The sequence below is a fragment of the Rhizobium mongolense subsp. loessense genome, from assembly GCF_900099775.1.
Classification (GTDB): domain Bacteria; phylum Pseudomonadota; class Alphaproteobacteria; order Rhizobiales; family Rhizobiaceae; genus Rhizobium; species Rhizobium loessense.
In genome coordinates, this window is sequence record NZ_FMTM01000005.1 from 324,066 (window position 1) to 344,750 (window position 20,685).

23 protein-coding genes and 1 pseudogene are annotated in these 20,685 nt (G+C 59.7%); 13 read left to right on the forward strand and 11 right to left on the reverse strand.

The genetic code is table 11. The features are described 5' to 3' along the window. Positions 1-81 precede the first annotated feature (81 nt). The 3 genes from ung to BLP23_RS18835 all read left to right on the forward strand — a co-directional run bounded on the left by ung (position 82) and on the right by BLP23_RS18835 (position 2,475). Positions 82-783 (forward strand): uracil-DNA glycosylase, encoded by a 702-nt coding sequence (ung, locus tag BLP23_RS18825; RefSeq protein ID WP_092586377.1) that lies wholly within the window; start codon positions 82-84, stop codon positions 781-783. 139 nt (positions 784-922) lie between these two features. Beyond that, positions 923-1,855 (forward strand): VOC family protein, encoded by a 933-nt coding sequence (locus BLP23_RS18830; RefSeq protein ID WP_092586378.1) that lies wholly within the window; start codon positions 923-925, stop codon positions 1,853-1,855. Positions 1,856-1,866: 11 nt separating this feature from the next. Beyond that, positions 1,867-2,475 (forward strand): alpha/beta hydrolase, encoded by a 609-nt coding sequence (locus BLP23_RS18835; protein WP_092586379.1) that lies wholly within the window; start codon positions 1,867-1,869, stop codon positions 2,473-2,475. Here the strand turns inward: BLP23_RS18835 and BLP23_RS18840 are convergent, their stop codons facing one another. Then, the gene (locus BLP23_RS18840; RefSeq protein WP_233426764.1) at positions 2,476-3,324 is read right to left on the reverse strand and encodes a DUF6030 family protein; all 849 of its coding nucleotides are present in this window, start codon (positions 3,322-3,324) and stop codon (positions 2,476-2,478) included. It lies immediately after the preceding gene. 396 nt (positions 3,325-3,720) lie between these two features. Here BLP23_RS18840 and BLP23_RS18845 point away from each other — a divergent pair, with 396 nt between their 5' ends. After that, positions 3,721-4,566 carry a GNAT family N-acetyltransferase gene (locus BLP23_RS18845; RefSeq protein WP_092586381.1) on the forward strand — a complete coding sequence of 282 codons (846 nt, stop codon included), beginning with the start codon at positions 3,721-3,723 and terminating at the stop codon, positions 4,564-4,566. Positions 4,567-4,568: 2 nt separating this feature from the next. Here the strand turns inward: BLP23_RS18845 and BLP23_RS18850 are convergent, their stop codons facing one another. Beyond that, positions 4,569-5,486 carry a DMT family transporter gene (locus tag BLP23_RS18850; RefSeq protein WP_092586382.1) on the reverse strand — a complete coding sequence of 306 codons (918 nt, stop codon included), beginning with the start codon at positions 5,484-5,486 and terminating at the stop codon, positions 4,569-4,571. 196 nt (positions 5,487-5,682) lie between these two features. Between BLP23_RS18850 and BLP23_RS18855 the strand changes: the two genes are divergently transcribed. Together BLP23_RS18855 and BLP23_RS18860 are read left to right on the forward strand one after the other, a co-directional pair. Then, on the forward strand, positions 5,683-6,981 hold the full coding sequence (locus tag BLP23_RS18855) for an adenylosuccinate synthase (RefSeq protein WP_022716939.1): 1,299 nt from the start codon (positions 5,683-5,685) through the stop codon (positions 6,979-6,981). Positions 6,982-7,043: 62 nt separating this feature from the next. Then, positions 7,044-9,416, forward strand: a complete 2,373-nt coding sequence (locus BLP23_RS18860) for a hypothetical protein (protein ID WP_092586383.1) — start codon at positions 7,044-7,046, stop codon at positions 9,414-9,416. A gap of 48 nt (positions 9,417-9,464) precedes the next feature. Here the strand turns inward: BLP23_RS18860 and BLP23_RS34625 are convergent, their stop codons facing one another. The 4 genes and pseudogenes from BLP23_RS34625 to BLP23_RS18875 form a co-directional block, all read right to left on the reverse strand. Beyond that, positions 9,465-9,818 carry a glutathione binding-like protein gene (locus BLP23_RS34625; RefSeq protein WP_233426770.1) on the reverse strand — a complete coding sequence of 118 codons (354 nt, stop codon included), beginning with the start codon at positions 9,816-9,818 and terminating at the stop codon, positions 9,465-9,467. A gap of 48 nt (positions 9,819-9,866) precedes the next feature. Further along, a pseudogene (locus BLP23_RS34630) lies at positions 9,867-10,010 on the reverse strand (glutathione S-transferase N-terminal domain-containing protein); the annotation flags it as partial. A 114-nt stretch (positions 10,011-10,124) separates the two neighbouring features. Continuing rightward, positions 10,125-11,033, reverse strand: a complete 909-nt coding sequence (gene rpoH, locus BLP23_RS18870) for an RNA polymerase sigma factor RpoH (RefSeq protein ID WP_039845711.1) — start codon at positions 11,031-11,033, stop codon at positions 10,125-10,127. 172 nt (positions 11,034-11,205) lie between these two features. Further along, positions 11,206-12,231: an RluA family pseudouridine synthase gene (locus tag BLP23_RS18875; RefSeq protein WP_092586384.1), complete on the reverse strand. Its 1,026-nt coding sequence runs from the start codon at positions 12,229-12,231 to the stop codon at positions 11,206-11,208. A gap of 37 nt (positions 12,232-12,268) precedes the next feature. Between BLP23_RS18875 and BLP23_RS18880 the strand changes: the two genes are divergently transcribed. Together BLP23_RS18880 and BLP23_RS18885 are read left to right on the forward strand one after the other, a co-directional pair. Beyond that, positions 12,269-12,652 (forward strand): hypothetical protein, encoded by a 384-nt coding sequence (locus tag BLP23_RS18880; RefSeq protein ID WP_092586385.1) that lies wholly within the window; start codon positions 12,269-12,271, stop codon positions 12,650-12,652. A gap of 5 nt (positions 12,653-12,657) precedes the next feature. After that, positions 12,658-13,479 carry a TrmH family RNA methyltransferase gene (locus BLP23_RS18885; RefSeq protein WP_092586386.1) on the forward strand — a complete coding sequence of 274 codons (822 nt, stop codon included), beginning with the start codon at positions 12,658-12,660 and terminating at the stop codon, positions 13,477-13,479. A gap of 1 nt (position 13,480) precedes the next feature. Here BLP23_RS18885 and BLP23_RS18890 read toward each other — a convergent pair whose 3' ends face one another. Together BLP23_RS18890 and BLP23_RS18895 are read right to left on the reverse strand one after the other, a co-directional pair. Beyond that, entirely contained in the window at positions 13,481-14,635 is a 1,155-nt protein-coding gene (locus BLP23_RS18890; protein WP_092586500.1) for a hypothetical protein, read from the reverse strand. A gap of 121 nt (positions 14,636-14,756) precedes the next feature. After that, the gene (locus BLP23_RS18895; RefSeq protein WP_028739924.1) at positions 14,757-15,353 is read right to left on the reverse strand and encodes a DUF1134 domain-containing protein; all 597 of its coding nucleotides are present in this window, start codon (positions 15,351-15,353) and stop codon (positions 14,757-14,759) included. A gap of 186 nt (positions 15,354-15,539) precedes the next feature. Between BLP23_RS18895 and chpT the strand changes: the two genes are divergently transcribed. Further along, positions 15,540-16,190: a histidine phosphotransferase ChpT gene (gene chpT / locus BLP23_RS18900; protein ID WP_028739925.1), complete on the forward strand. Its 651-nt coding sequence runs from the start codon at positions 15,540-15,542 to the stop codon at positions 16,188-16,190. Between the two features lie 119 nt (positions 16,191-16,309). After that, positions 16,310-16,672, forward strand: a complete 363-nt coding sequence (locus BLP23_RS18905) for a response regulator (RefSeq protein WP_022716949.1) — start codon at positions 16,310-16,312, stop codon at positions 16,670-16,672. A 127-nt stretch (positions 16,673-16,799) separates the two neighbouring features. Here the strand turns inward: BLP23_RS18905 and ctrA are convergent, their stop codons facing one another. Next, positions 16,800-17,501: a response regulator transcription factor CtrA gene (gene ctrA, locus BLP23_RS18910; RefSeq protein ID WP_003542362.1), complete on the reverse strand. Its 702-nt coding sequence runs from the start codon at positions 17,499-17,501 to the stop codon at positions 16,800-16,802. A 440-nt stretch (positions 17,502-17,941) separates the two neighbouring features. Between ctrA and BLP23_RS18915 the strand changes: the two genes are divergently transcribed. Then, positions 17,942-18,292, forward strand: coding sequence for a flagellar export protein FliJ (locus tag BLP23_RS18915; RefSeq protein WP_074062076.1), 351 nt, complete (start codon positions 17,942-17,944; stop codon positions 18,290-18,292). A 99-nt stretch (positions 18,293-18,391) separates the two neighbouring features. Here BLP23_RS18915 and BLP23_RS18920 read toward each other — a convergent pair whose 3' ends face one another. Further along, positions 18,392-18,670: a GNAT family N-acetyltransferase gene (locus BLP23_RS18920; RefSeq protein WP_092586387.1), complete on the reverse strand. Its 279-nt coding sequence runs from the start codon at positions 18,668-18,670 to the stop codon at positions 18,392-18,394. A gap of 107 nt (positions 18,671-18,777) precedes the next feature. Here BLP23_RS18920 and BLP23_RS18925 point away from each other — a divergent pair, with 107 nt between their 5' ends. Then, positions 18,778-19,245: a paraquat-inducible protein A gene (locus BLP23_RS18925; protein ID WP_092586501.1), complete on the forward strand. Its 468-nt coding sequence runs from the start codon at positions 18,778-18,780 to the stop codon at positions 19,243-19,245. A 24-nt stretch (positions 19,246-19,269) separates the two neighbouring features. Here the strand turns inward: BLP23_RS18925 and sciP are convergent, their stop codons facing one another. After that, a complete protein-coding gene (gene sciP / locus BLP23_RS18930) occupies positions 19,270-19,545 on the reverse strand; it encodes a CtrA inhibitor SciP (RefSeq protein WP_007533628.1) in 276 nt (91 codons plus the stop codon). A 391-nt stretch (positions 19,546-19,936) separates the two neighbouring features. Here sciP and BLP23_RS18935 point away from each other — a divergent pair, with 391 nt between their 5' ends. Next, positions 19,937-20,683 (forward strand): LuxR C-terminal-related transcriptional regulator, encoded by a 747-nt coding sequence (locus tag BLP23_RS18935; RefSeq protein WP_092586388.1) that lies wholly within the window; start codon positions 19,937-19,939, stop codon positions 20,681-20,683. Positions 20,684-20,685: the final 2 nt, after the last annotated feature.

Here is a 20,685-nt window from a genome sequence, read left to right on the forward strand (position 1 = left end):
GCCGCGATAGGTGACTAAAATATTGCGCGCCTCCCTTTTCAAGGCAACTCTATAACTCCTTCGGTGGAACGAGGACTATCGATGAGCGAACAGACCATCGCGCTCGAAGAGAGCTGGAAGGCGGCACTCGCGCCCGAATTTTCCAGTCCCTACATGCAACAGCTCAAGGATTTCCTGCTGGTGCAGAAGCAAAGCGGCAAGCGTATCTTCCCGAAAGGGTCGGAGTATTTTCGCGCACTTGATCTCACGCCACTTGCAAAGGTGAAGGTCATCATTCTAGGGCAAGATCCCTATCACGGCCTCGGACAGGCGCATGGGCTCTGCTTCAGCGTTCGCCCAGGCGTGCGTATCCCGCCGTCGCTGGTCAATATCTACAAGGAGATGGAAACCGATCTCGGCATCAAGCCGCCGCGGCATGGCTTCCTGGAGCATTGGGCCCGCCAGGGCGTGCTGTTGCTCAACAGTGTTCTGACTGTCGAGGAGGCGCAGGCCGCGTCACATCAGGGCAAGGGCTGGGAGCGTTTCACCGATGCGGTGATCCGCAAGGTCAACGAGGAATGCGAGTCCGTCGTCTTCATGCTCTGGGGTTCCTACGCGCAGCGGAAGGCGGCCTTTGTCGATACCAACCGTCATCTCGTCCTCAAGGCGCCGCATCCGTCGCCGCTTTCGGCGCATAACGGCTTTTTCGGATGCAGGCATTTTTCGAAGGCGAACGCTTTCCTGCAGTCTCACGGCCGCGCGCCCGTCGACTGGGAGTTGCCCGCCAATCCGCAGGATGCCTAAAGTTTTCTGAACACCTGCGGATCGGTGTTCAATAAAAAGAGACAATGCGTTTTGGTCTCTGGGACTATTCCAAATCGCTCCAAGCAATCATTTATGACCCATGAAGGCTCGCCGTTGCGGGCAAGAAAGGGGTCTCGACATGCTCAACCAGATCAAGGGCCTGCACCACGTCACATCGATGGCGGAGGACGCCCGTACAAATAACCAGTTCTTCACAAACGCGCTCGGCCTGCGCCGCGTCAAGAAGACCGTGAACTTCGATGCGCCTGACGTCTATCATCTCTATTATGGCGACGAGACCGGTTCGCCGGGTTCGATCATGACCTATTTTCCGTTTCCCAAGATGGCGCAGGGCCGTCCGGGCACCGGCGAAGTCGGTACGACCGTTTTTTCCGTTCCCGAAGGCTCGCTCGGCTTTTGGAGCGACCGTCTCACCAAGCTCGGCGTCAGCGGTCTCAAGACGGACGAGAGCTTCGGCCAAAAGCGACTGCACTTTGCGGGTCCTGATGGCGACGGTTTCGCACTTGTTGAAGTCAGGGACGACGGCCGCCAGCCCTGGACGCATGGCGGCATCGGCGAGGATCACGCCATCCGTGGCTTCCACTCCGTCGCCATGCGGCTTCGCGATGAGGGCGCGACGTCCGAACTGTTGAAATTCATGGGCTATGAGGTTCAGGAGGAGAAAGACGGCGTAAAGCGGCTGGTCATGCCAGGCGGCAACGGCGCGCATCTGGTCGATCTCGAAACGATGCCAAATATCTCCCGTGCTCTGCCGGGCGCCGGTTCCGTGCACCATGTCGCCTTTGCTGTCGACAACCGCGAAAAGCAGCTCGAGGTGCGCAAGGCACTGATGGATACAGGCTACCAGGTGACGCCGGTCATCGACCGGGATTATTTCTGGGCGATCTATTTTCGCACGCCTGGCGGCATTCTCTTCGAGGTCGCCACCAATGAACCCGGCTTCGACCGGGACGAAGATACGGCTCATCTCGGCGAAGCGCTGAAGCTGCCGCAGCAGCACGCGCATCTGCGGCAGCTGATCGAGCAACACCTGCAGCCGCTCGAAGCCTAAGGAGCAGATCGATGAACGACCACAGCTATGTGCACCGGCTCCATGCCGGTGCACCGGGAAAACCCATCCTCTTTGTACTGCACGGCACCGGAGGGGATGAAAACCAGTTCTTTGAATTCGGACGGCGGCTTCTGCCCGATGCAACGCTCGTCTCTCCCCGCGGGGATGTTTTAGAGCACGGCGCGGCACGCTTTTTCAAGCGCACAGGCGAGGGCGTCTACGACATGGACGATCTTGCCAGGGCCACGCAGAAGTTGGCGTCTTTCGTGAAAGACATGACGGTCGATCACGGCGCGTCGCACATCCTTGGCCTCGGCTTTTCAAACGGTGCGAACATCTTGGCGAATGTCTTGATCGAAAACGGGCTGTTCGATGCGTCGGTGCTCATGCATCCTCTCATTCCGTTTCGGCCGAAGGCGAATCGGGAACTCCAGGGCCGCAAGGTGCTGATTACGGCGGGCGAACGTGATCCGATCTCTCCGGTCGAGCTGACCCAAGCGCTCGCCGGCTATTTCACCGGGCAGGGGGCTGCGACCGAGACCGAGTGGCACCCGGGCGGACATGACATCCGTCCGAACGAGATCGACGCCGTGCGGCGCTTCTTCGAGCCCTATTTCTAACTACCGGAAGTTTGGCGGCAGTGCTTCCGAGACCTCTTTGTCCGGCGCGGGCATCCAGCGTCCGGTCGAAAAATAAGCCCGCGTCCGCATCTGCGGACCGGGTGCCGCCTTGATCGTCATAATAAAATTGAAGCTGTTCTCGCTGCTGAATTCGCGGGAGAAGACGACGCTCGCGCCAAAACCTTCCTCTCTGACATCCTTCAGTTCTCGGATCGCGCTCAAGGCATCGTGAAAATCCAGCCAGTGCGACTGTGCGAGCACCGTTTCGAAAACGCGCATGAAAGACGGATCGAGCCGGCCCGCGCTATCCGTTGTCGGCCCGACGATCTTGGCGCGTATGTTGGAAATCGTGCCTTTGCGATCTCCGCGAATGATCAGAAACACAGAACTCAGCGGGCGCTCCCCATCTTCCTTGTAGACCTCTTGAAAAGAGCATTCATACGCGCTGCTGCCCATGGCGGAGGCACGCCATTGGGTCATCTCTATGCCGGCCTTGCGCAACGTTTCGCACATGTCCGGTCCGGACTTCCGCCACGTCCGCAGGAAATTTCCGGCGAGCTCTGGCTGGGGAATCTCGATCAGCCCCGGCGGGATCTTGACCGGCAACTGCGGAGGAGGCTTTGCAACCTCTACCAGCTGTAGCGGCGGTGGTTCTGGTCGCTGGACCTGCGGGTTGAGATGGTAGCCCGACAAAGCTGCCAGGGTGCGCAGATGGCGCATGTCGTTGGATAGCAGGACGGTGCCGGCAACGAGCGAGATCGAAAGCGTGAGCATCAGCCACAATACTGCGCGGCGCTTGCGGCGCGGCGGCGGCGTTTTCATATGCAGGCCGGACGGTTGCGTGGCCAAGGCTTTCACTCATTGCAGATGCGCTACTGTAGACAGCATGCTTCAGGTTTCTCTTGCAACCAAATTGAGCGCGGAAAGTGCTATATTAGCAAAGAATTCACCTCCGTTGCGCTAGGAGGACCGATAGCGGCCACGCGAACCAATCTGCAGTACCAGCAAAGCGGCGCTGTCATTTACGCTTTGCTGCTTCTGCGAAGTAATTCTCTTGAGATTTCAACGGCGTTGCTTCATGATAATTGGGATGCGAAGATTTTCGTGTCGTGCCTTATGACGATCGATGCAGGTCGTTTCAGCAATGAGCATGTTTCTTCGCGCCCGGCAGCGATGCCGCGGGTCAGACTTTAACGCTTTATTCTGCCCTGCAAACTTGAGGCAGGGTTTGCTTGGGAAGGTTGCATGAGTTCGGAGTTTGCGGTTCGCGCGATGCGACCGGGTGAGTTGGAGCTTGTGCTCGAATGGGCAAGGCAGGAGGGGTGGAATCCAGGACTCGACGATTCGCTCGCTTTCCAGGAAGCCGACCCGTCCGGTTTTTTCATCGGCGCGGTTGGTGAAGTTCCGGTCGGTTCCATTTCGGTGGTCAAATACGGCGAACACTTGGCGTTCCTTGGCCTCTACATCGTCCATCCGGATTTCCGTGGCAAAGGCTACGGCAAGGCGCTCTGGAATGCCGGCATGGCGTCTGCGGCAGACCGCACGATCGGTCTCGACGGCGTCGTCGCTCAGCAGGAAAATTATCGCAAGGCAGGCTTTGAACCTGCCTATACGACGATCCGGTATGGCGGCATTCCGGCGGTGTTGCCGCAGTCCTCGCTCTTAGCGCATCCGGTGTCGGACAAGCTCGACGGGCTGTTCCGTTACGATGCCGCGATTTTCACCGAGCCACGCAACGCATTCGTTGCCGCATGGTGCAAGCGGCGCCGCGGGCGCAAGACGGCGATCGCGCGCAAGAGTGGCAAGATCCGCGGCTACGCCACGATCCGCCGCTGTTACGAAGGCTACAAGATCGGGCCGCTTTTTGGCGCCGATACCGATACCGCAGCCGCGCTGCTTGCTGAATTGCTGCCGGAGGCTGGCGGCGAGCCGGTGTTCATCGATGTCCCAGCCGAAAACAGGGAAGCGATCGCGCTTACCGAAAGCATGGGGCTCGAACCGGTATTCGAGACGGCGCGCATGTATCGTGGCCCGGCGCCCGCTATTCCGCTGAGGAACGTCTACGGGGTCACGACGCTGGAGCTCGGCTGATCTTAGTCCATAGGCGAGGCGGGGGCGGTCGAAGCCGAAAGCTTTGGACGTCCCTTCTCAGCGATCGCAATGCCGCCCAGCGTCAGCACCAGCGAGACGATATGGAAGAGCTGCAATGCTTCGCCAAGGAGAAGCACAGATAAGAGCGTGCCGAAAACCGGAACGAGATTGATGAAGAGGCCGGCCCGGTTAGCGCCGATCCACTCCACGCCTTTGATATAGAGGATCTGCGCAACCAGCGAGGCGAAGATCGCCGTGTAGAACGTGATGATCCAGCCTTTGGCGTCCGGCATCTGAACATTGCCCGCCGCATTTTCCCAAAGCAGCAATGGCAGCGACGTCAGCGCCGCCGCAAGGGCGGGAAAGGCCATGAGCGTGCGCCAGTCGACCGGCGGCTTCCAGCGCAGAAAGATTGTGTAGATCGAATAGGCGGCGACCGCCACCAGCATCAAGGCGTCGCCGCGGTTGAGGCCCAACCTGAGCAGCGCCGCGATATCGCCATGGGAGGCGGTCAAGGCCACGCCGACGAGCGTCATGGCGAAGCCGGCGACCTGCGCGGGCGAAACGCCAGTGCGGAAGAAAATCAGATTGAGCAGGAAGATCAGCATCGGGATGCCTGCCTGCTCGATCGCGACATTGATGGCGGTGGTGTATTTCACCGCCGAGTAAAGCATGGCGTTGAAGAGCGTATAGCCGACCATGCCGTAGAAAAGCAGCAGTGGCAGCTTCTTGCGAACGACCGGCCAATCCTTCTTGATCTGCGGAAGCGACACCGCGGCGATGAGAGCGGTCGCAATTGTCCAGCGCAGGAAAGTCAGCGTCATGGGGCTCACGTGGCCGAGCGCCAGCTTTCCGGCGACAGTGTTTCCACCCCAGCACAACGTCGCAATGGCGAGACAAATATAGGCCGTGATATGCAAGGATGATTCTTTCCGTCGTCCGAAAAGTTAGTTCGGATGGCTGCCAATGGACCGGCAATAGCCCGGGACTGGCTGATTTGTCACGTAAAAAGCCCATTTCGCCCTGATAACAGGGTCGCTTTCCAAAAAACAAAGCTTTATAGATGCGCGGGTTTGAGCAGAGCGCGGATAATCCGCCGGTAACAGGAAGAGTTGGATGACGAACGTAGTCGTGGTCGGTTCGCAATGGGGTGACGAAGGCAAGGGCAAGATTGTCGATTGGCTTTCGGAACGTGCGGATATCGTTGTGCGCTATCAGGGCGGACACAATGCCGGCCATACGCTCGTCATCGACGGCACGAGCTACAAGCTGTCGCTGTTGCCTTCCGGCGTCGTGCGCCCGGGCAAGATGGCGGTGATCGGAAACGGCGTCGTCGTCGATCCACACGCACTGATTGCCGAGATCGAGAAGCTTGAAAAACAGGGCGTCAAGATTTCTCCCGACAACCTGCGCATCGCCGACAACGCTACGCTGATTCTTTCGCTGCACCGCGAGCTCGATGCCTATCGCGAAGATGCCGCCTCCAACAGCGGCACGAAGATCGGCACGACGCGCCGCGGCATCGGCCCGGCCTATGAAGACAAGGTCGGCCGTCGCGCGATCCGCGTCATGGATCTCGCCGATCTGGAGGCGCTCCCCGGCAAAGTCGATCGTATCCTCACGCATCACAACGCGCTTCGCCGCGGCCTGGGCGTTGACGAGGTGAGCCACGAGGCGATCATGACGGAGCTGACGTCGATCGCTGATCGCGTGCTTCCCTTCCGCGAAACGGTCTGGCTGCTCCTCGACAAGGAGCGCCGCAAGGGCGCGCGCATTCTTTTCGAAGGCGCGCAAGGAAGCTTGCTCGATATCGACCATGGCACCTATCCCTTCGTGACCTCGTCGAATACGGTCGCCGGCCAGGCTGCAGCCGGTTCCGGCATGGGACCTGGCTCGCTCGGCTATATCCTAGGCATTACCAAGGCCTACACGACGCGTGTCGGCGAAGGTCCGTTCCCGACGGAACTCAACGATTCGGTCGGCCAGTTCCTCGGTGAGAAGGGCCATGAATTCGGTACTGTGACGGGCCGCAAGCGCCGTTGCGGCTGGTTCGATGCGGCGCTTGTACGCCAGTCGGTCGCGACTAACGGCATCACCGGCATTGCGCTGACGAAGCTCGATGTGCTTGACGGTCTCGAGGAGCTGAAGATCTGTGTCGGCTACATGCTCGACGGCGAGCAGATCGACCATCTGCCGGCAAGCCAGGCCGCGCAGGCCCGCGTGGAGCCGGTCTACATCGCGCTGGAAGGCTGGAAGGAGTCGACCGTCGGCGCCCGCAGCTGGGCCGATCTGCCCGCGCAGGCGATCAAATATGTCCGCCAGGTCGAGGAGCTGATCGGTGCGCCTGTCGCGCTTCTGTCCACAAGCCCTGAGCGCGATGACACCATACTTGTGACTGATCCGTTTGAGGATTAATGTCGCGGGTCATTATGGCATCTGGCCCAGCCGCGAATCGGGCCTCTCGAGAAAAGTAACTAATGGCTGATTTTATTGCAGTTATCCGGCGGGCGGTTGACGGCCTGGCTGAAAACACTCCCGAGATGCGGGCGAAGGTTTACGAGCGTGCCCGCGGCGCGGTGCAGCGGCAGCTCGAAAACATGAAGCCGCGCCCGCCGGAAGCGATGCTGCAGCGCCAGCTCGATAAGCTCGATGCTGCTATCCGCGAGGTGGAGGCCGAGCACTCCGAGGCATTGCCGGACGATGAGGCAGCCATTGCTGCAGCAGAAGCGCCTGTCCATGAAGAGCCTGTTTCCGAGCCTCCAGTAGAGTATGCTGCCGCGCCGGAGCCCGCCGAAGAACCGGTTGCTGACGAACCGGTTGCCACAGAGCTGGTTGCCGCAGAACCGGTCGCAGAAGAGCATCTCGCCGATGCGGATGAACCAGCGCAATACCGTCACGAAGAGCCCCAGCCTGAACCGCAGGAAGAGGCGGTCCCTTACGAGGAGCCCACGCCGGTAGCGGCGGTGCCGGAAGAACAAGAAGAAGAACGATGGGACCGCCCCGTCGAGGAAGTTACTGCTGCGGCTGAGGCAGAAGCAGCACCTCCCGAGGAATGGGCTGCGTCGCATCGCGATGAAGCGCCGGCCGAGGAATACGCAGTCCCGCCGGAGGAGTATCTCGAGGAGGCGCCTGCCGTCGAGGCCGAACCGGCCGTCGAACCGGAATTCCTTCGTCCTGCCGGCGAATACAATCCGTCGAACCGGCTCGTTGAGCCGTTCGTCTCTTTTGAGAAACCGGAGGAGTTCGTCGAGCACAGCCGCGAAGAGCCGCTGCAGGCCGAAACGGTTGCGCATTTCGATCCCGTCTGGGCCGAACCGGCTGCCGAAACCCCGGCCGAGCCACCGAAAGACGCAGAAGTTGCATGGGCCACGGAGGAGGTCAGGAACTTCTCAGAAAGCGTTCCTCACGCAGAGTCGGCCAACGACCACGCGCGTGCCTTCGAGGAGGCCATTGGCGGTCTTCAAAACCCGCCGCCGGCCACGAAGATGCCGGCCGCGAACGAGGGCTTTTCCTGGGAAGCCGCCGCCTTTGACGATCTGCCGCCGATCGAGGCAGGCACCAACAACAAGAAGGCCCCTGTCGCAGCGCACTTCGACGATTCGGACCTATTCGCCGAGATCCACGGCAAGCCTGCGGCGCCCGCTGCCGACGTACCGGGCGAAGAGTGGCAGGAAGCCAAGGCCCTTCGGGGCTACGGTCGTCGCGGCGTCGTGGCGGAAGACGACGATTCCGCGCCGACTGCCGATATCGACCAGATCGTTGCCGCCAAACTGCAGAACAAGAATTTCCGCATGGAACCGAAGCGTCGCCGGTTCGGTATCGGGACCATCATTGCCGTTGTCGGCGTGCTGGCAGTGCTGGGCGGCGGTGCCTATGCCGCCTGGATGAACCGTGCCCAGCTGATCGCGATGGTTGACAATCTGGTGAGCGCCGCTCCGCCCAAGACGGCCGAGAGCGAGCCCGCTGCTGTGCAGAACCAGACGCCGGCAACCCCTTCGACAAACAACACCGAAGCGGCCAAGCCTGCCGAAACTGACCGGCAGGTTGCTGCGCTCGATGACGGCTCTTCGGTCAACAACAAATTCAACCAGCGTCTCATGGCAGACGGTACGGAAGTCGACAGCGGCCCAGCTGCCATGCCCGGTACGCCGACCGCCGAAGGCAAGTCGGTCGCCGAGCAGAATGTTGCATCCACCGCGCCGGCTCCGCCCGCACAGGCAGGTGCCGCGTCCGCCGAGACGCTGCCGCCGAACGGCCCGGCCGCTGCCCCGCAACAGGTGCCGGCCGGCGCGAGCGAGAAGATGTTCCTCTATGAGGAGCGGATCGGCCAGAGCTCGCCAACGGCGATCCAGGGGGGCGTCGCCTGGAGCGTCCAGCATGAAGCGGGCCAGGGCGGTAAGCAAGAATCGACGGTGCAGGCCAATGTGACCGTGCCGGAGCGCAATCTTTCGGCTCTCGTCACCTTCAAGCGCAACTCCGATCCGTCGCTTCCGGCGAGCCATCTAGTCGAGATCGTCTTCTCGCTGCCGCCGAATTTCGAAGGCGGCAGCATCGATAGCGTCCAACGCATTTCGATGAAGCGCACGGAGCAGGATCGCGGCGACCCGCTGATCGCAGTTCCTGCCAAAATCACCGATGACTTCCACATGATCGCGCTGAACGATTATCCGGATGCCCGCAAGGCGAACCTCGATCTGCTTTCGACACGTGAGTGGATCGATATTCCGATCACCTATCGCAACGGCCGCCGCGCGCTGATCACGATGCAGAAGGGTCCGACCGGCATAGCAGCCTTCAATACGGCAATCAAACAATGGACGGCGCTCGGCGACGTGAGCACGAGCCAGTAGCGCGCTGGTCGCCTGGAAAGGTGGCAGCGGGACAACCCGCTGCCGGGCTTATTTCGTTGGCTTTGTGTATTGCATGCTTGGACACTCGGCGATGCGTTGCCACCAGGCGCTGAGGCCGGTGTGCTGCTCAAGCAGTTCCCGCCCTTCGGGAACCAGGAAGTAATCCATCATTGGTGCGACATGGAGATCCGCCAATGTCAGCGCGTCTCCCGCGAGCCAAGGCTCGTCATTCATCAAATCCGCAAGAGCCTCTAGGCAAACAGGCGCCTTGGATCGAGCAATGGCCACTCGCGCCTCATCGCTTGGCTCTCCGCGCAGCGGCTTCGACACCAGTTCCACATACATTCCCCAGACAAGGTTGGAGTAGATGTATCCATCCGCGATGCTGATGATCTGGTTCATCCGGGCGCACTCCTTTGGAGCTGCCGGTTGCAAGCTTGGACCGTTGAATGCCGCATCAATGTAGCGCGTTATCGCTCCAGTCTCATAAAGATTGAAGCCGTCATGCTCCAAGGCTGGGATTCGACCGAACGGCTGCCGGGCGAGATAAGATGACGGCGGCCCCGCAGCTGCGAAGACATCGACGGGCATCATGCAAGGTGAGGCGCGCGGCCCGAAGGTGCCCCTTGCAAGCTTAAAATGAAGGAAAGCCGCCTGCCGCAATCTGCAGCAGGCGGCTTTCCGATCTCATATCGAGGCGCGATCTCGTTATGCCGTGGCTTCGACGACGCGGACGGCGTTTGCCCTTTCCAGCGCTTCTTTGCGCACCGCGTCCTGCACCTTTTCGAAGGCGCGGACTTCGATCTGGCGCACCCGTTCGCGGCTGATGTCGAACTCGGTCGACAGGTCTTCCAGCGTGACCGGATCGTCGGCAAGGCGGCGTGCTTCGAAGATGCGGCGTTCGCGGTCGTTCAGCACGCCCATCGCCTTCGAGAGCATGCGGCGACGCGTTTCGAGCTCGTCTTGCTCGATCAGCACGTCCTCCTGGCTGTCGTGGTCGTCCACGAGCCAATCCTGCCACTGGCCACTGTCGCCTTCGGAGGCCTTGATCGGCGCGTTCAGCGAAGCGTCGCCGGAAAGGCGACGGTTCATCGAAACGACTTCCTCCTCGGAGACGTTCAGCTTCGTGGCGATCTCCGCGACGTGCTCCGGCTTCAGGTCGCCTTCGTCTATTGCCTGGATCCGACCTTTGAGGCGGCGCAGGTTGAAGAACAGGCGCTTCTGGTTGGCAGTCGTGCCCATCTTCACCAACGACCACGAGCGCAGGATATATTCCTGGATCGAGGCCTTGATCCACCACATCGCGTAGGTGGCGAGACGGAAACCGCGTTCCGGATCAAACTTCTTGACGGCTTGCATGAGGCCGACATTGCCTTCGGAAACGACTTCGCCGATCGGCAGGCCGTAGCCACGGTAGCCCATCGCGATCTTGGCGACGAGACGCAGGTGGCTGGTGACGAGTTTATGCGCAGCTTCGCGGTCACCGTGCTCGGAATAACGCTTTGCCAGCATATATTCCTGCTGCGGCTCCAGCATCGGAAACTTGCGGATTTCGTCAAGATAACGATTGAGACCGGCTTCGCCGGCGGTAATGGACGGCAAGGTATTGCGGGCCATGATTGCACCCTCCTATGTAGATTCCGGTTCCCGATGGAACGCGTCCCCGCGTCGGAACTGGCGAACCGGGACGTGCGGCTCAAATCCAAGCCCGCACTAAGTCAACATACAGATAAGTATGGCGGAACAGCGGTTCAAGCCCATCAAAAGCCTTCACGAAGACGTTATACCGTTAACGGCGGAGCGCTTCTGCGAGTTCCACCATATCTACGGGGAGCGGCACTTCGAAGTGCATGAGTTCACCCGTGCGGGGATGCTCGAACTGCAGCATATAGGCATGGAGCGCCTGACGGCCGAAGCTGTTGACGACTCCACGTGCTTCATCGGGCAGTAGATTGGCCTTGGTTCTAAAATGCGCCCCATAGACCGTATCGCCAAGCAGCGGATGACCGATATGGGCCATATGGACGCGAATCTGATGGGTGCGGCCGGTCTCCAGATGGCATTCGACGAGGGCGGCAAGCGCTGTTGCATCCGGGTTTTCGTGGAAGCGTTCCAGCACTGCGTAATGCGTGATGGCCTCGTCGGCATCCTGGCTGTCAGGACGCTTGACGGAGCGGCGCGTGCGGTCGCCGGTGGAGCGGCCGAGCGGCACATCGATCGTGCCTGAGAGCGAGCGCGGCCGGCCCCAGACAATCGCCTGATAGGCGCGCTTTAGCGGCATGGTGCGGCCGTGATCTGCAAACTGTAGCGACAGGTGGCGATGTGCAATATCGTTCTTGGCGACGACCATGACGCCGGTCGTATCCTTGTCGAGCCGATGCACGATGCCTGGCCGCCGGACGCCGCCAATACCAGAGAGGCTGTCGCCGCAGTGGTGGATCAGCGCATTGACGAGCGTTCCCGTCCAGTTTCCGGCAGCGGGATGGACGACCATGCCGGCCGGTTTCGAGATGACGATGAGGTCGTCGTCTTCGTAAAGGATGTCGAGCGGGATATCTTCACCCTTCGGCGTCGGGTCTTCGGGCTCGGGCAACAGGAGTTCGAAATTGTCGCCGGAGCGCACCTTCTTTTGCGGATCGAGGACGACGGCGCCGTTCACCAGCAACTGGCCATCCTTGATCAAAACCTTGACGCGGCTGCGGGAAAATTCCTCGCCGAGCTGGGCCGTCAGCCAGGCGTCGAGGCGGCCTTCGGCATTCTCATCGGCAGTCAGGACTTTCCTAATGCCGGATGCTTGTTTAAAGGGGTCGCTCAAGACGCTTCTTCTCCGAAGTATTTCATAGGACACCACGATGACGAAAATCGAGCTGGACGATCAGGAAGAACAGCCCCTTGATCCGGCAATGGAAAATGTCCGGCGCAAGATGGTCCGCCTGCAGATCGTCTCCGGCGCCATCATGTTCGTGAGCCTTATGGCGGTCTTCGGCGCCGTTGTCTACAAGACGATGAAAGCCGAACCGGAAGAAACGGCAGCCGTCTCGGGCTCCGGCGTTCCTTCGGATTCGCCTGTCAGATCCACGGTTTCCCTGCCGCTCGGGTTCGCCGTGCAGTCCACGTCGTTCTCCGGACGCCAGATCCTTTTCTTCGGCCAATCAGTTGACGGCAAGCGCAAGGCGCTGGTCTTCGACATCGAGGCGGGTCGGCTCGTCGCCGACATCACCGTCGCCGGCAACTGAGGCCGATGGCTGCCGCGCTGATCACGATCGAAAGCGCCGACGATCCGCGCATTGCGGAATTCCGCGCGATCCGCGAACGCGACCTGACGGGCAGGCAGAACCGCTTCATTGCCGAAGGCACCGTCGTGCTGCGCATGCTGGCCGAAGCCCACGCTACGAGACGCGGCTTCGAGGCCGAGAAAATCCTGTTGCTGCGAAACCGCGCCGAAAGCGTCGCAGACATTCTTGCGGACGTGCCGGACGATGTCCCAGTCTATGTCGCTGAGGCGGATGTGCTCGACGGCATCGTCGGCTTCCATCTGCACCGCGGCGTGCTGGCGCTTGGCCGACGCATCGCGGGCAGCGAGAACCTGCTCGACAGTCTGCCGGAGCGCGCGCTGGTGCTCGTTGGCTGCGGCATTTCTAATCACGACAATGCCGGTTCGATGTTCCGCAATGCGGCCGCCTTCAACGCGGACGCCATCTTCCTCGATGAGACGTCCTGCGACCCGCTTTACCGGAAAGCGATGCGTGTCTCGGTGGGTTCCGTGCTGAGCGTTCCCTATCAGCGGAGCGGTACTGCTCTCGGTATACTCATCGCACTAGCAGAACGCGGTTTCGATATCTGGACGCTATCGCCGCGAGGCAAGACTGACATCCGTGCAATAGCACCTTCCGATCGCATGGCTTTGGTAGTCGGTACCGAGGGAGATGGGCTGCCGGAAGCAGTCCTGGCGCGCTTCAGGAGTGCGCGCATTCCGCAATCTGCCCGCCTCGACAGTCTCAATGTCGCGACGGCGACCGGCATCGCTTTGTTCGCGATGGCATCTGCGGCCGATCGCCTCTGAATCAGCCCGGTTGCGACAGGATCGTTGCGACGCGCTGGGCGAGGCTCACGCGTTCGCCCTCTTCGGCCCCCGCATCCTCCGGCAGAAGGTCGCGGATCGGCGAGGAAGGCCCCTCGTTAAGCGCCGTCAGTGCCACCATGCCGGCCGCGATCGAGGCGATCTCTTCGCGCATGGCGCTGTCGGTGCCCGTCGTCGTCTTCGCCTTGGAAATGCTATCGGAAACGGCTGCACTGCGTGCGCGAACTTCTTCGGCAAGGCGGGCGGCGACCGCTGCTGAATCAAGTTCGGAAGCTGGAGATTCTTCCTGCATCAGTTCCTCCCCTTTGGTTTCGACCGTTGCTAGACCCGCATCGCGAAGCGCGCGGTTTGCCTTGCGCAGGCCGGCATTGAGCGACTTCAATTGCTCCTTGAGCTTGGCGATTTCCTGCTGGCGGCGGCCGAGGAGCGTTTCCTTGTCGGAAGCGGCAGCGGTCTCACGCGCGGATTTGTCTTCCAGGCGGATCACCAAATGCTCCTGCTGCGTCAGCTTCTGCTCGGCATCCTTGGCCCGGTTCTGCAGAAGATTGACGTCCTGGCGCAACGTGTCGCGTTCGTCGCGCAGCGCGTTGGCACGGGATTTTAGACTTTCCATCTCAGTTTCGCGCGCCGCCATGTCGATTTTGAGGTTGTCCGCCTGCTCGGCGAGCTTGTTGAGGCGCCTGCGCAGCGTCTCGATCTCGCTTTCCTTTGCAGAAGTCGCCTGTTCGGCAATGTGCAGGCTCGTCTTCAACTGGCTGATATAGTTTTCGTCCTTGCGCAGGCGGGAGCGCATTTCGGCAGCCTCGACGTTCAGATCGGCGATCTGTGCCTGCAATGCGCCGAGTTCGGACGACAAGCGGCCAGCATCGAGCGCAAGGGAATCATGGCGAAGCTGCAGGGACAGGGATTTTTCGCGCTCGCGTATCAGGTCCTGTGCCGTTCTGGCATTCTCCGCAGCGTAGAGCGCTCGTACCATGTCCTTCTGCGCCCGTACCTCCTGCGGGGTGAGGGGCATTGTCGCCTTCATGCGGTTTTCCGTATACCAGACGATGCGGCGATGGATCGCAGGAGAGATCAGGAAGACGAGGAACGCCGCCGTCAGGAAACCCAGTCCGAACAGAAGAGCATATTCGATCACGGCGCGGCCACTGCTTAGAGGTTTGATTTGCGTCAGCGCCACTGATTAAAGCACGCGCTGCGCCTAGAGCAAGTGGCGGATAGGTGACGGCGGGCAAGAATCCCGCCGCCGGATCGTGAGCTTAAAAGGGGTTCCAGGTCGGACCGGGCGTGATTTTCAGATAGCCGACGTTGATGCCGAGGCGGGCGCCGACGCCGGTGCGGATCGGAACGACAAGAACATTGTTGTTCTTGAGCAGCGTCATGCCAAAGCCGGCAATGACGAAGGCCTGGCCGCTGACACCGCCGAAGCGGGCATAAATGCTGTCGATCGAAGGCAGGTCGTAGACCAGCATCATGACGCGCGTACCCTGGCCGCCGTAGTCGATGCCGAGGGACGGTCCCTGCCAGTAGAGCGAATGTGCGCCGGCGTTCTTGGTGTTGAGCTGGCCTTCTCCGTAGGTCAGGCCGGCGATGAAAGCGCCGGACCCTTCCTGTCCCAAAACGTAACCGTTGGGCAGACCGTATTTTTGAAAGGCTGCTTCAACTACCTTTGCCAGACCCCCGCTGGTCGATCCGAAAAAGGAATGGCCAGCGTCGACGATCTCCTGCATGGTGTACTGGTTGCTGTTGGCCTGCTGTGCTGCCGCCTGCTGCGGGGAGAGCACAAATGCTGCAATGGTCAGCGCGACGAAGAGTCGGCAAAAGCCCATAAATCTTCCGGGGGATTGAAGGCGCATGGTGTCATCCGTTCATCATGGTCGGTTCGATGAGCCGTTTCCGGCAGTGGATGCATTTTGCGCGGATCGTCTTAACAATCGGTTTACCAAATATGGTGTCATTATGGCGACGAGTACGGCGCAAACTTCGTGCAATTTTGATCAGGCATGATAGGCGGGATGAAATTTTGCCGCCTTTAGGAGACGATGATGTCCAAGAACCCCAATCTTACATTGACCGGCCCGGATCTGGCCGCGCTACTTTGCAGCCGTGTTTGCCATGACGTCATCTCGCCCGTCGGCGCGATCAACAACGGTCTCGAGCTGCTGGACGAAGGCGGCGCCGATTCGGACGCCATGGACCTCATCCGCACGAGTGCGCTCAATGCCTCGGTTCGCCTGAAATTTGCACGTCTCGCATTTGGCGCCTCCGGTTCGGTCGGCGCTTCGATCGATACCGGTGAGGCAGAGCGCGCAGCCAAGGATTTCGCAGCTGCCGAAAAGAAGACTGAGGTTACCTGGAACGGGCCGCGCGCCATCGTCGCGAAAAACCGGGTCAAGCTGCTGCTCAATCTCTTCCTGGTTGCCTATTCCTCGATCCCGCGCGGCGGCTCGCTGGAAGTGACGCTTGAGAATCCGGAGTTCGACGCGAAGTTCAAGATCGTCGCCAAGGGCAAGCTGATGCGCCTGCCGGCGAAGTTCGTGGAAATCACATCCGGCCAAGTCGAGGAGGCGATCGATGCGCATTCGATCCAACCTTACTACACAGTCCTGCTTGCCGAAGAGTGCGGCATGGAGCTCGGCCACAGCGCGACGGGCGAAGAAATTATCTTCACCGCGGAGTCGGTTATTGTCTAGCGTCATGGTTGCATCGTTGCGGCCTGGCACGTCCCAGGTAACACTTCCTTAGCCTAATGGACCTATTCTCAAGGACTGAGGAAGCGCCACTGGAGTAAAAGTGGAGCGAAGGAGTAGGCATGCAGCGGTTCATGATCACTGATAGTTCGGATGTCGTCCGCAAAGTCGGAAAGCGTATCCTTTCCGAACTCGATTTCCTTGTCAGTGAGGCGTCCAATGCAAGCGAAGCGCTTTCGCGCTGCCAGGCCGAGCTTCCGGAATATATGATCGTCGATTCCGGCATGGACGGAGCGCTCGAACTGATTTCGGCCATCCGGGCGATGGAAGGCGGCAAGGACGTCAAGATCTATTACTGCGTCATCGAGGCCGATCTCAAGAAGCTGATGATGGGCAAGCGGGCAGGGGCCACCGACTTCCTGCTGAAACCCTTCGACCGTAAGATCCTGACGGCCGTCTTCGGCAACCGCGCCATCGCCGCCTGATTTCTTATATTCGTCAGGACCTGAGCCGCCTCCGGGCGGCTTTGTTTTTTTCTGCGCCATGCATCGAAACGAAAAACCCCGCCGGAAAGGCGGGATATCTCATAATCGAAAGGGGAAATTCGGTGTCTCAGGCGGTTTCGGCGTATTCGGCGCCATCCGGCTCGCGCAGAACGTAGCCGCGGCCCCAGACGGTTTCGATGTAGTTTGCGCCGCCGGCAGCATTTGCGAGCTTCTTGCGCAGCTTGCAGATGAAGACGTCGATGATCTTCAGTTCCGGCTCGTCCATACCGCCGTAAAGGTGGTTGAGGAACATTTCCTTGGTCAGCGTCGTGCCCTTGCGGAGCGAAAGCAGCTCCAGCATCTGGTATTCCTTGCCCGTCAGGTGAACACGCTGGCCGCCGACTTCAACAGTCTTGGCGTCGAGGTTCACGATCAACTCGCCGGTCATGATGACCGACTGGGCGTGACCCTTGGAACGGCGGACGATCGCGTGGATGCGAGCGACCAATTCGTCCTTGTGGAACGGCTTGGTCATGTAGTCGTCAGCGCCGAAGCCAAGGCCGCGGACCTTGTCTTCAATGCCTGCCATACCGGAGAGGATCAGGATTGGTGTCTTGACCTTGGACAGGCGGAGAGTGCGCAGCACTTCATATCCGGACATGTCTGGAAGGTTCAGATCGAGAAGGATGATGTCGTAATCATACAGTTTGCCGAGATCGACGCCTTCTTCACCGAGATCGGTGGTGTAGACGTTGAAGCTTTCGGATTTCAGCATCAGTTCGATGCTCTGCGCTGTCGCGCTGTCGTCTTCGATAAGTAGTACCCGCATTATTATCCCCTTTACCGCCGCCGAAAGGTGGTCTGGCCCCCTACGCGATACCGAATACTTCACTGCGTGATTTGGAAGCTGCCACGAAATGGTTAACAAATTCTGATTCACTCTGGCAAGAGGTAACGAATTTATTAAGCAATTTGTCCATTTCGCTGTTTTCCAATGAGAATCCGCAACGCCGATTCCTTAACTTTTACATTAAGAATGGCCGGTAAGCGATTCATTCGACTCACCAATGAACAGGATCCGGAAATCGCGTAGTGATGTTTACCGACCCTTAAATCATCGGCACTATCATTAACGATGCCCGTAAACGAAAGGTTACCAGCGGTAGGTTTTTGTTAATACCGATGGAAATTTTTTTGGCAGACCGTTTCAAACCGGTGCGCAAGGGCATTTTTGTAGAGCCGGGATCTCGCATCACTGGAGTAATGCGTATGAAGTCGCGTGAGAGCCTAGTTCGCCTGAAGGAGTTTCAGGTGAACGAAAAACGACGTCAGCTGCAGCAGTTGCAGATGATGATGTCGGAATTCGAACGAATGACGAAGGATCTGGAAAGTCAGATCGTCATCGAAGAGAAGAAGTCCGGCATTTCCGACCCGAATCACTTCGCCTACCCGACCTTCGCAAAGGCGGCGCGCCAGCGCGCCGACAATCTTCAGGTTTCCATCAAGGAATTGAAGATGCAGGAAGAGTCACTGGAGCAGGCGCTCGAGGAGATGCAGGCGGAATATGCCCGCGCTACCGCGCTCGAAGAGCGGGATAGCGCCATTCGGGCCCGCGCCTGATCGATTGGCAGCGGACGCCGGCTGCGGCGTCCCCGGGGATCGCCTGAAGAAGCCATGTATGACGGGCCGTAAGTCCGTCATACATGGCTTTTGGTGTTCCTAATTCACCACGTCGCGCCATTCCTCGTGGCGCTGTGATTGCGCCTTGAAGAACGGGCAGAGCGCAAAGATCTTCCAGCCGCCCTTTCTCGCCTCTTCGACGGCGTGAAGCGCAAGCGCCTGGCCGACGCCTTTGCCGCGCAGGGCATCCGGCACCCCGGTGTGATCGATGATGACAAGCTTCGGCGACGTGCGGGAATAGCTCATCTCGGCTTCGTGTCCGTCGACCTTGGCTACATACCGCCCGCCCGACGCATTATCTTCGTTGCGAATATCCATTGTATTTTCTCCGAAAGCCGATGTTGTTCAGGCAGACCGTGACATGGCGGCCATGCCATGCCAAGCCGGTGCAGGTGACGACACAGTGTTCAACCAAGGGGTATTCGATGAGAAAACTGGTGGGAATCCGGCCGGTACTGCTTGCTGCGGCACCATTTTTCCTGGCGCTTGGGCTGGTGCTGCCGCTGATCCGATTCGAGAAACTCTACTTCTTCGACGAAACGCCGTCGCTGGTGGAGATCGTTGCTTCGCTGTGGAGAGGAGGGGATATCCCGCTCGCGCTGATCGTCGGGATCGTGTCAATCGTATTGCCGATGCTGAAGATCATCGGCATTGCCGCCGAGGCGACAGCTGCCGGCGGCGGGACCGGCAGCTGGTTTTATCGTCACGCCGTACCGTATCTGTCCAAGTGGTCGATGATGGACGTATTACTGGTGGCGATCGTGGTTGCGGCGGCGAAGACCACGGGCCTGGCGGATGCTTTTACCCAACCCGGACTCTGGTGCTATGCAGCGTCAACAATAATTTCGGGCCTTCTTCACTCCCTTCAGGGAAATGCGTCCGGCCCGAAATAAATGTGTTTGCCTGAGGCAGATGGTTCAGTGACGGTATTGCTGGATACGCGTCGTGCGCAGGCCGGCAAGGCCGTGACTGTTGATCGACGACTGCCAGGACAGGAATTCTTCGACGGTGAGCGTGTAACGCTCGCAGGCTTCTTCCAAGCTCAACAGGCCACCACGCACCGCGGCGACAACCTCAGCCTTGCGACGGATAACCCAGCGCCGGGTATTCGGCGGCGGAAGATCCGCAATCGTCAGCGGGCTGCCATCGGGGCCGATGACATATTTTACTCGGGGACGTATCATTTCGGTCATTGGACTCTCTACACAACTCAAGACCACGCGGGCACTCTAGCTTGTCACATTTAAAAATTGCCTAAGCGCACAGTAAGACTTTGATAACAACTTTAGCTGCCTCACTGCCCGCCACGGCGGGCCGCCCTGCGGTAGCGTCAATTTGTACCGTGGTGCATGGCTCCCATGCCGAATAAATATTACAGATATTTCGAAGACGCCTTTATAAGCGCTGCAACATCATGAATGGTCGCAAGACCTCGTTTCCGTTCTTCTCGCAGCATTAGTCAAAGATTGCCTCGACATACCTCACGTCCCTACGACGCGGGGCATCGTTGCAGTCTTGCTGCCCGGCGCCGTTGCGCTTCCTTTGCGAGACCCGAACCGACGGCCCGCGGCTGAGGACAAGTCGATGACAAGACGTGAGCGCGCGGCCCGAAACTGCGCAGAGGGTAACGCTTTTCCGCTTTCCACCGCCGTTCGCACCGGCGAGCTCAATGCCGAATTGAAGCGCCGGCTGGAGGACATGACGAAAGCCGCAGGCTTCGACTATTACCTCCTCGTGGCCTTTCCGCGCGCCGACAGCACGACTTTTCTCGAAAATCGGGTTATCAGCAACTGGCCGCAGAATCTTTCCAATCTCTACGACGAGGTCGATCTATTCTATTGCAGCCGGCTGGTGGGCGCACTGAAGCGGACGATCATGCCAGTTTTCTGCGATGCCAGCCCATTCGCCGGCGGCGCCGCTAATCAGGAGAATCGCCGGCTGACTGCGCTGTTCCAGATGCATGGACTGCAGAATACGATCGGCTTTTCGCTGCACGACGCTGACCTGAAGCAATACATATTCGCCTTCTCTGGCAGTCGTTCTGCGCTTTCGCGCGAGGAGGAGATGAGCCTTCTCTATGCCGCGATGGAAGCGCTCGACCGTTTCTGCAGAGAGAACCGCATCGACGGGAGGCCATCGGAAAAACTTACCCGCCGCGAGATCGAATGCTTGCGCTGGTCGGCGGCGGGCAAGAGCAGCGAAGAGATCGCAATCATTCTCGACCTCTCGCCGCATACGGTGGTCGGCTATCTCAAAGGCGCGATGCGCAAGCTCGATTCGGTAAACCGTATGCAAGCCGTCGCCCGCGCCTTCCGCTACAGGCTGCTGTAAGC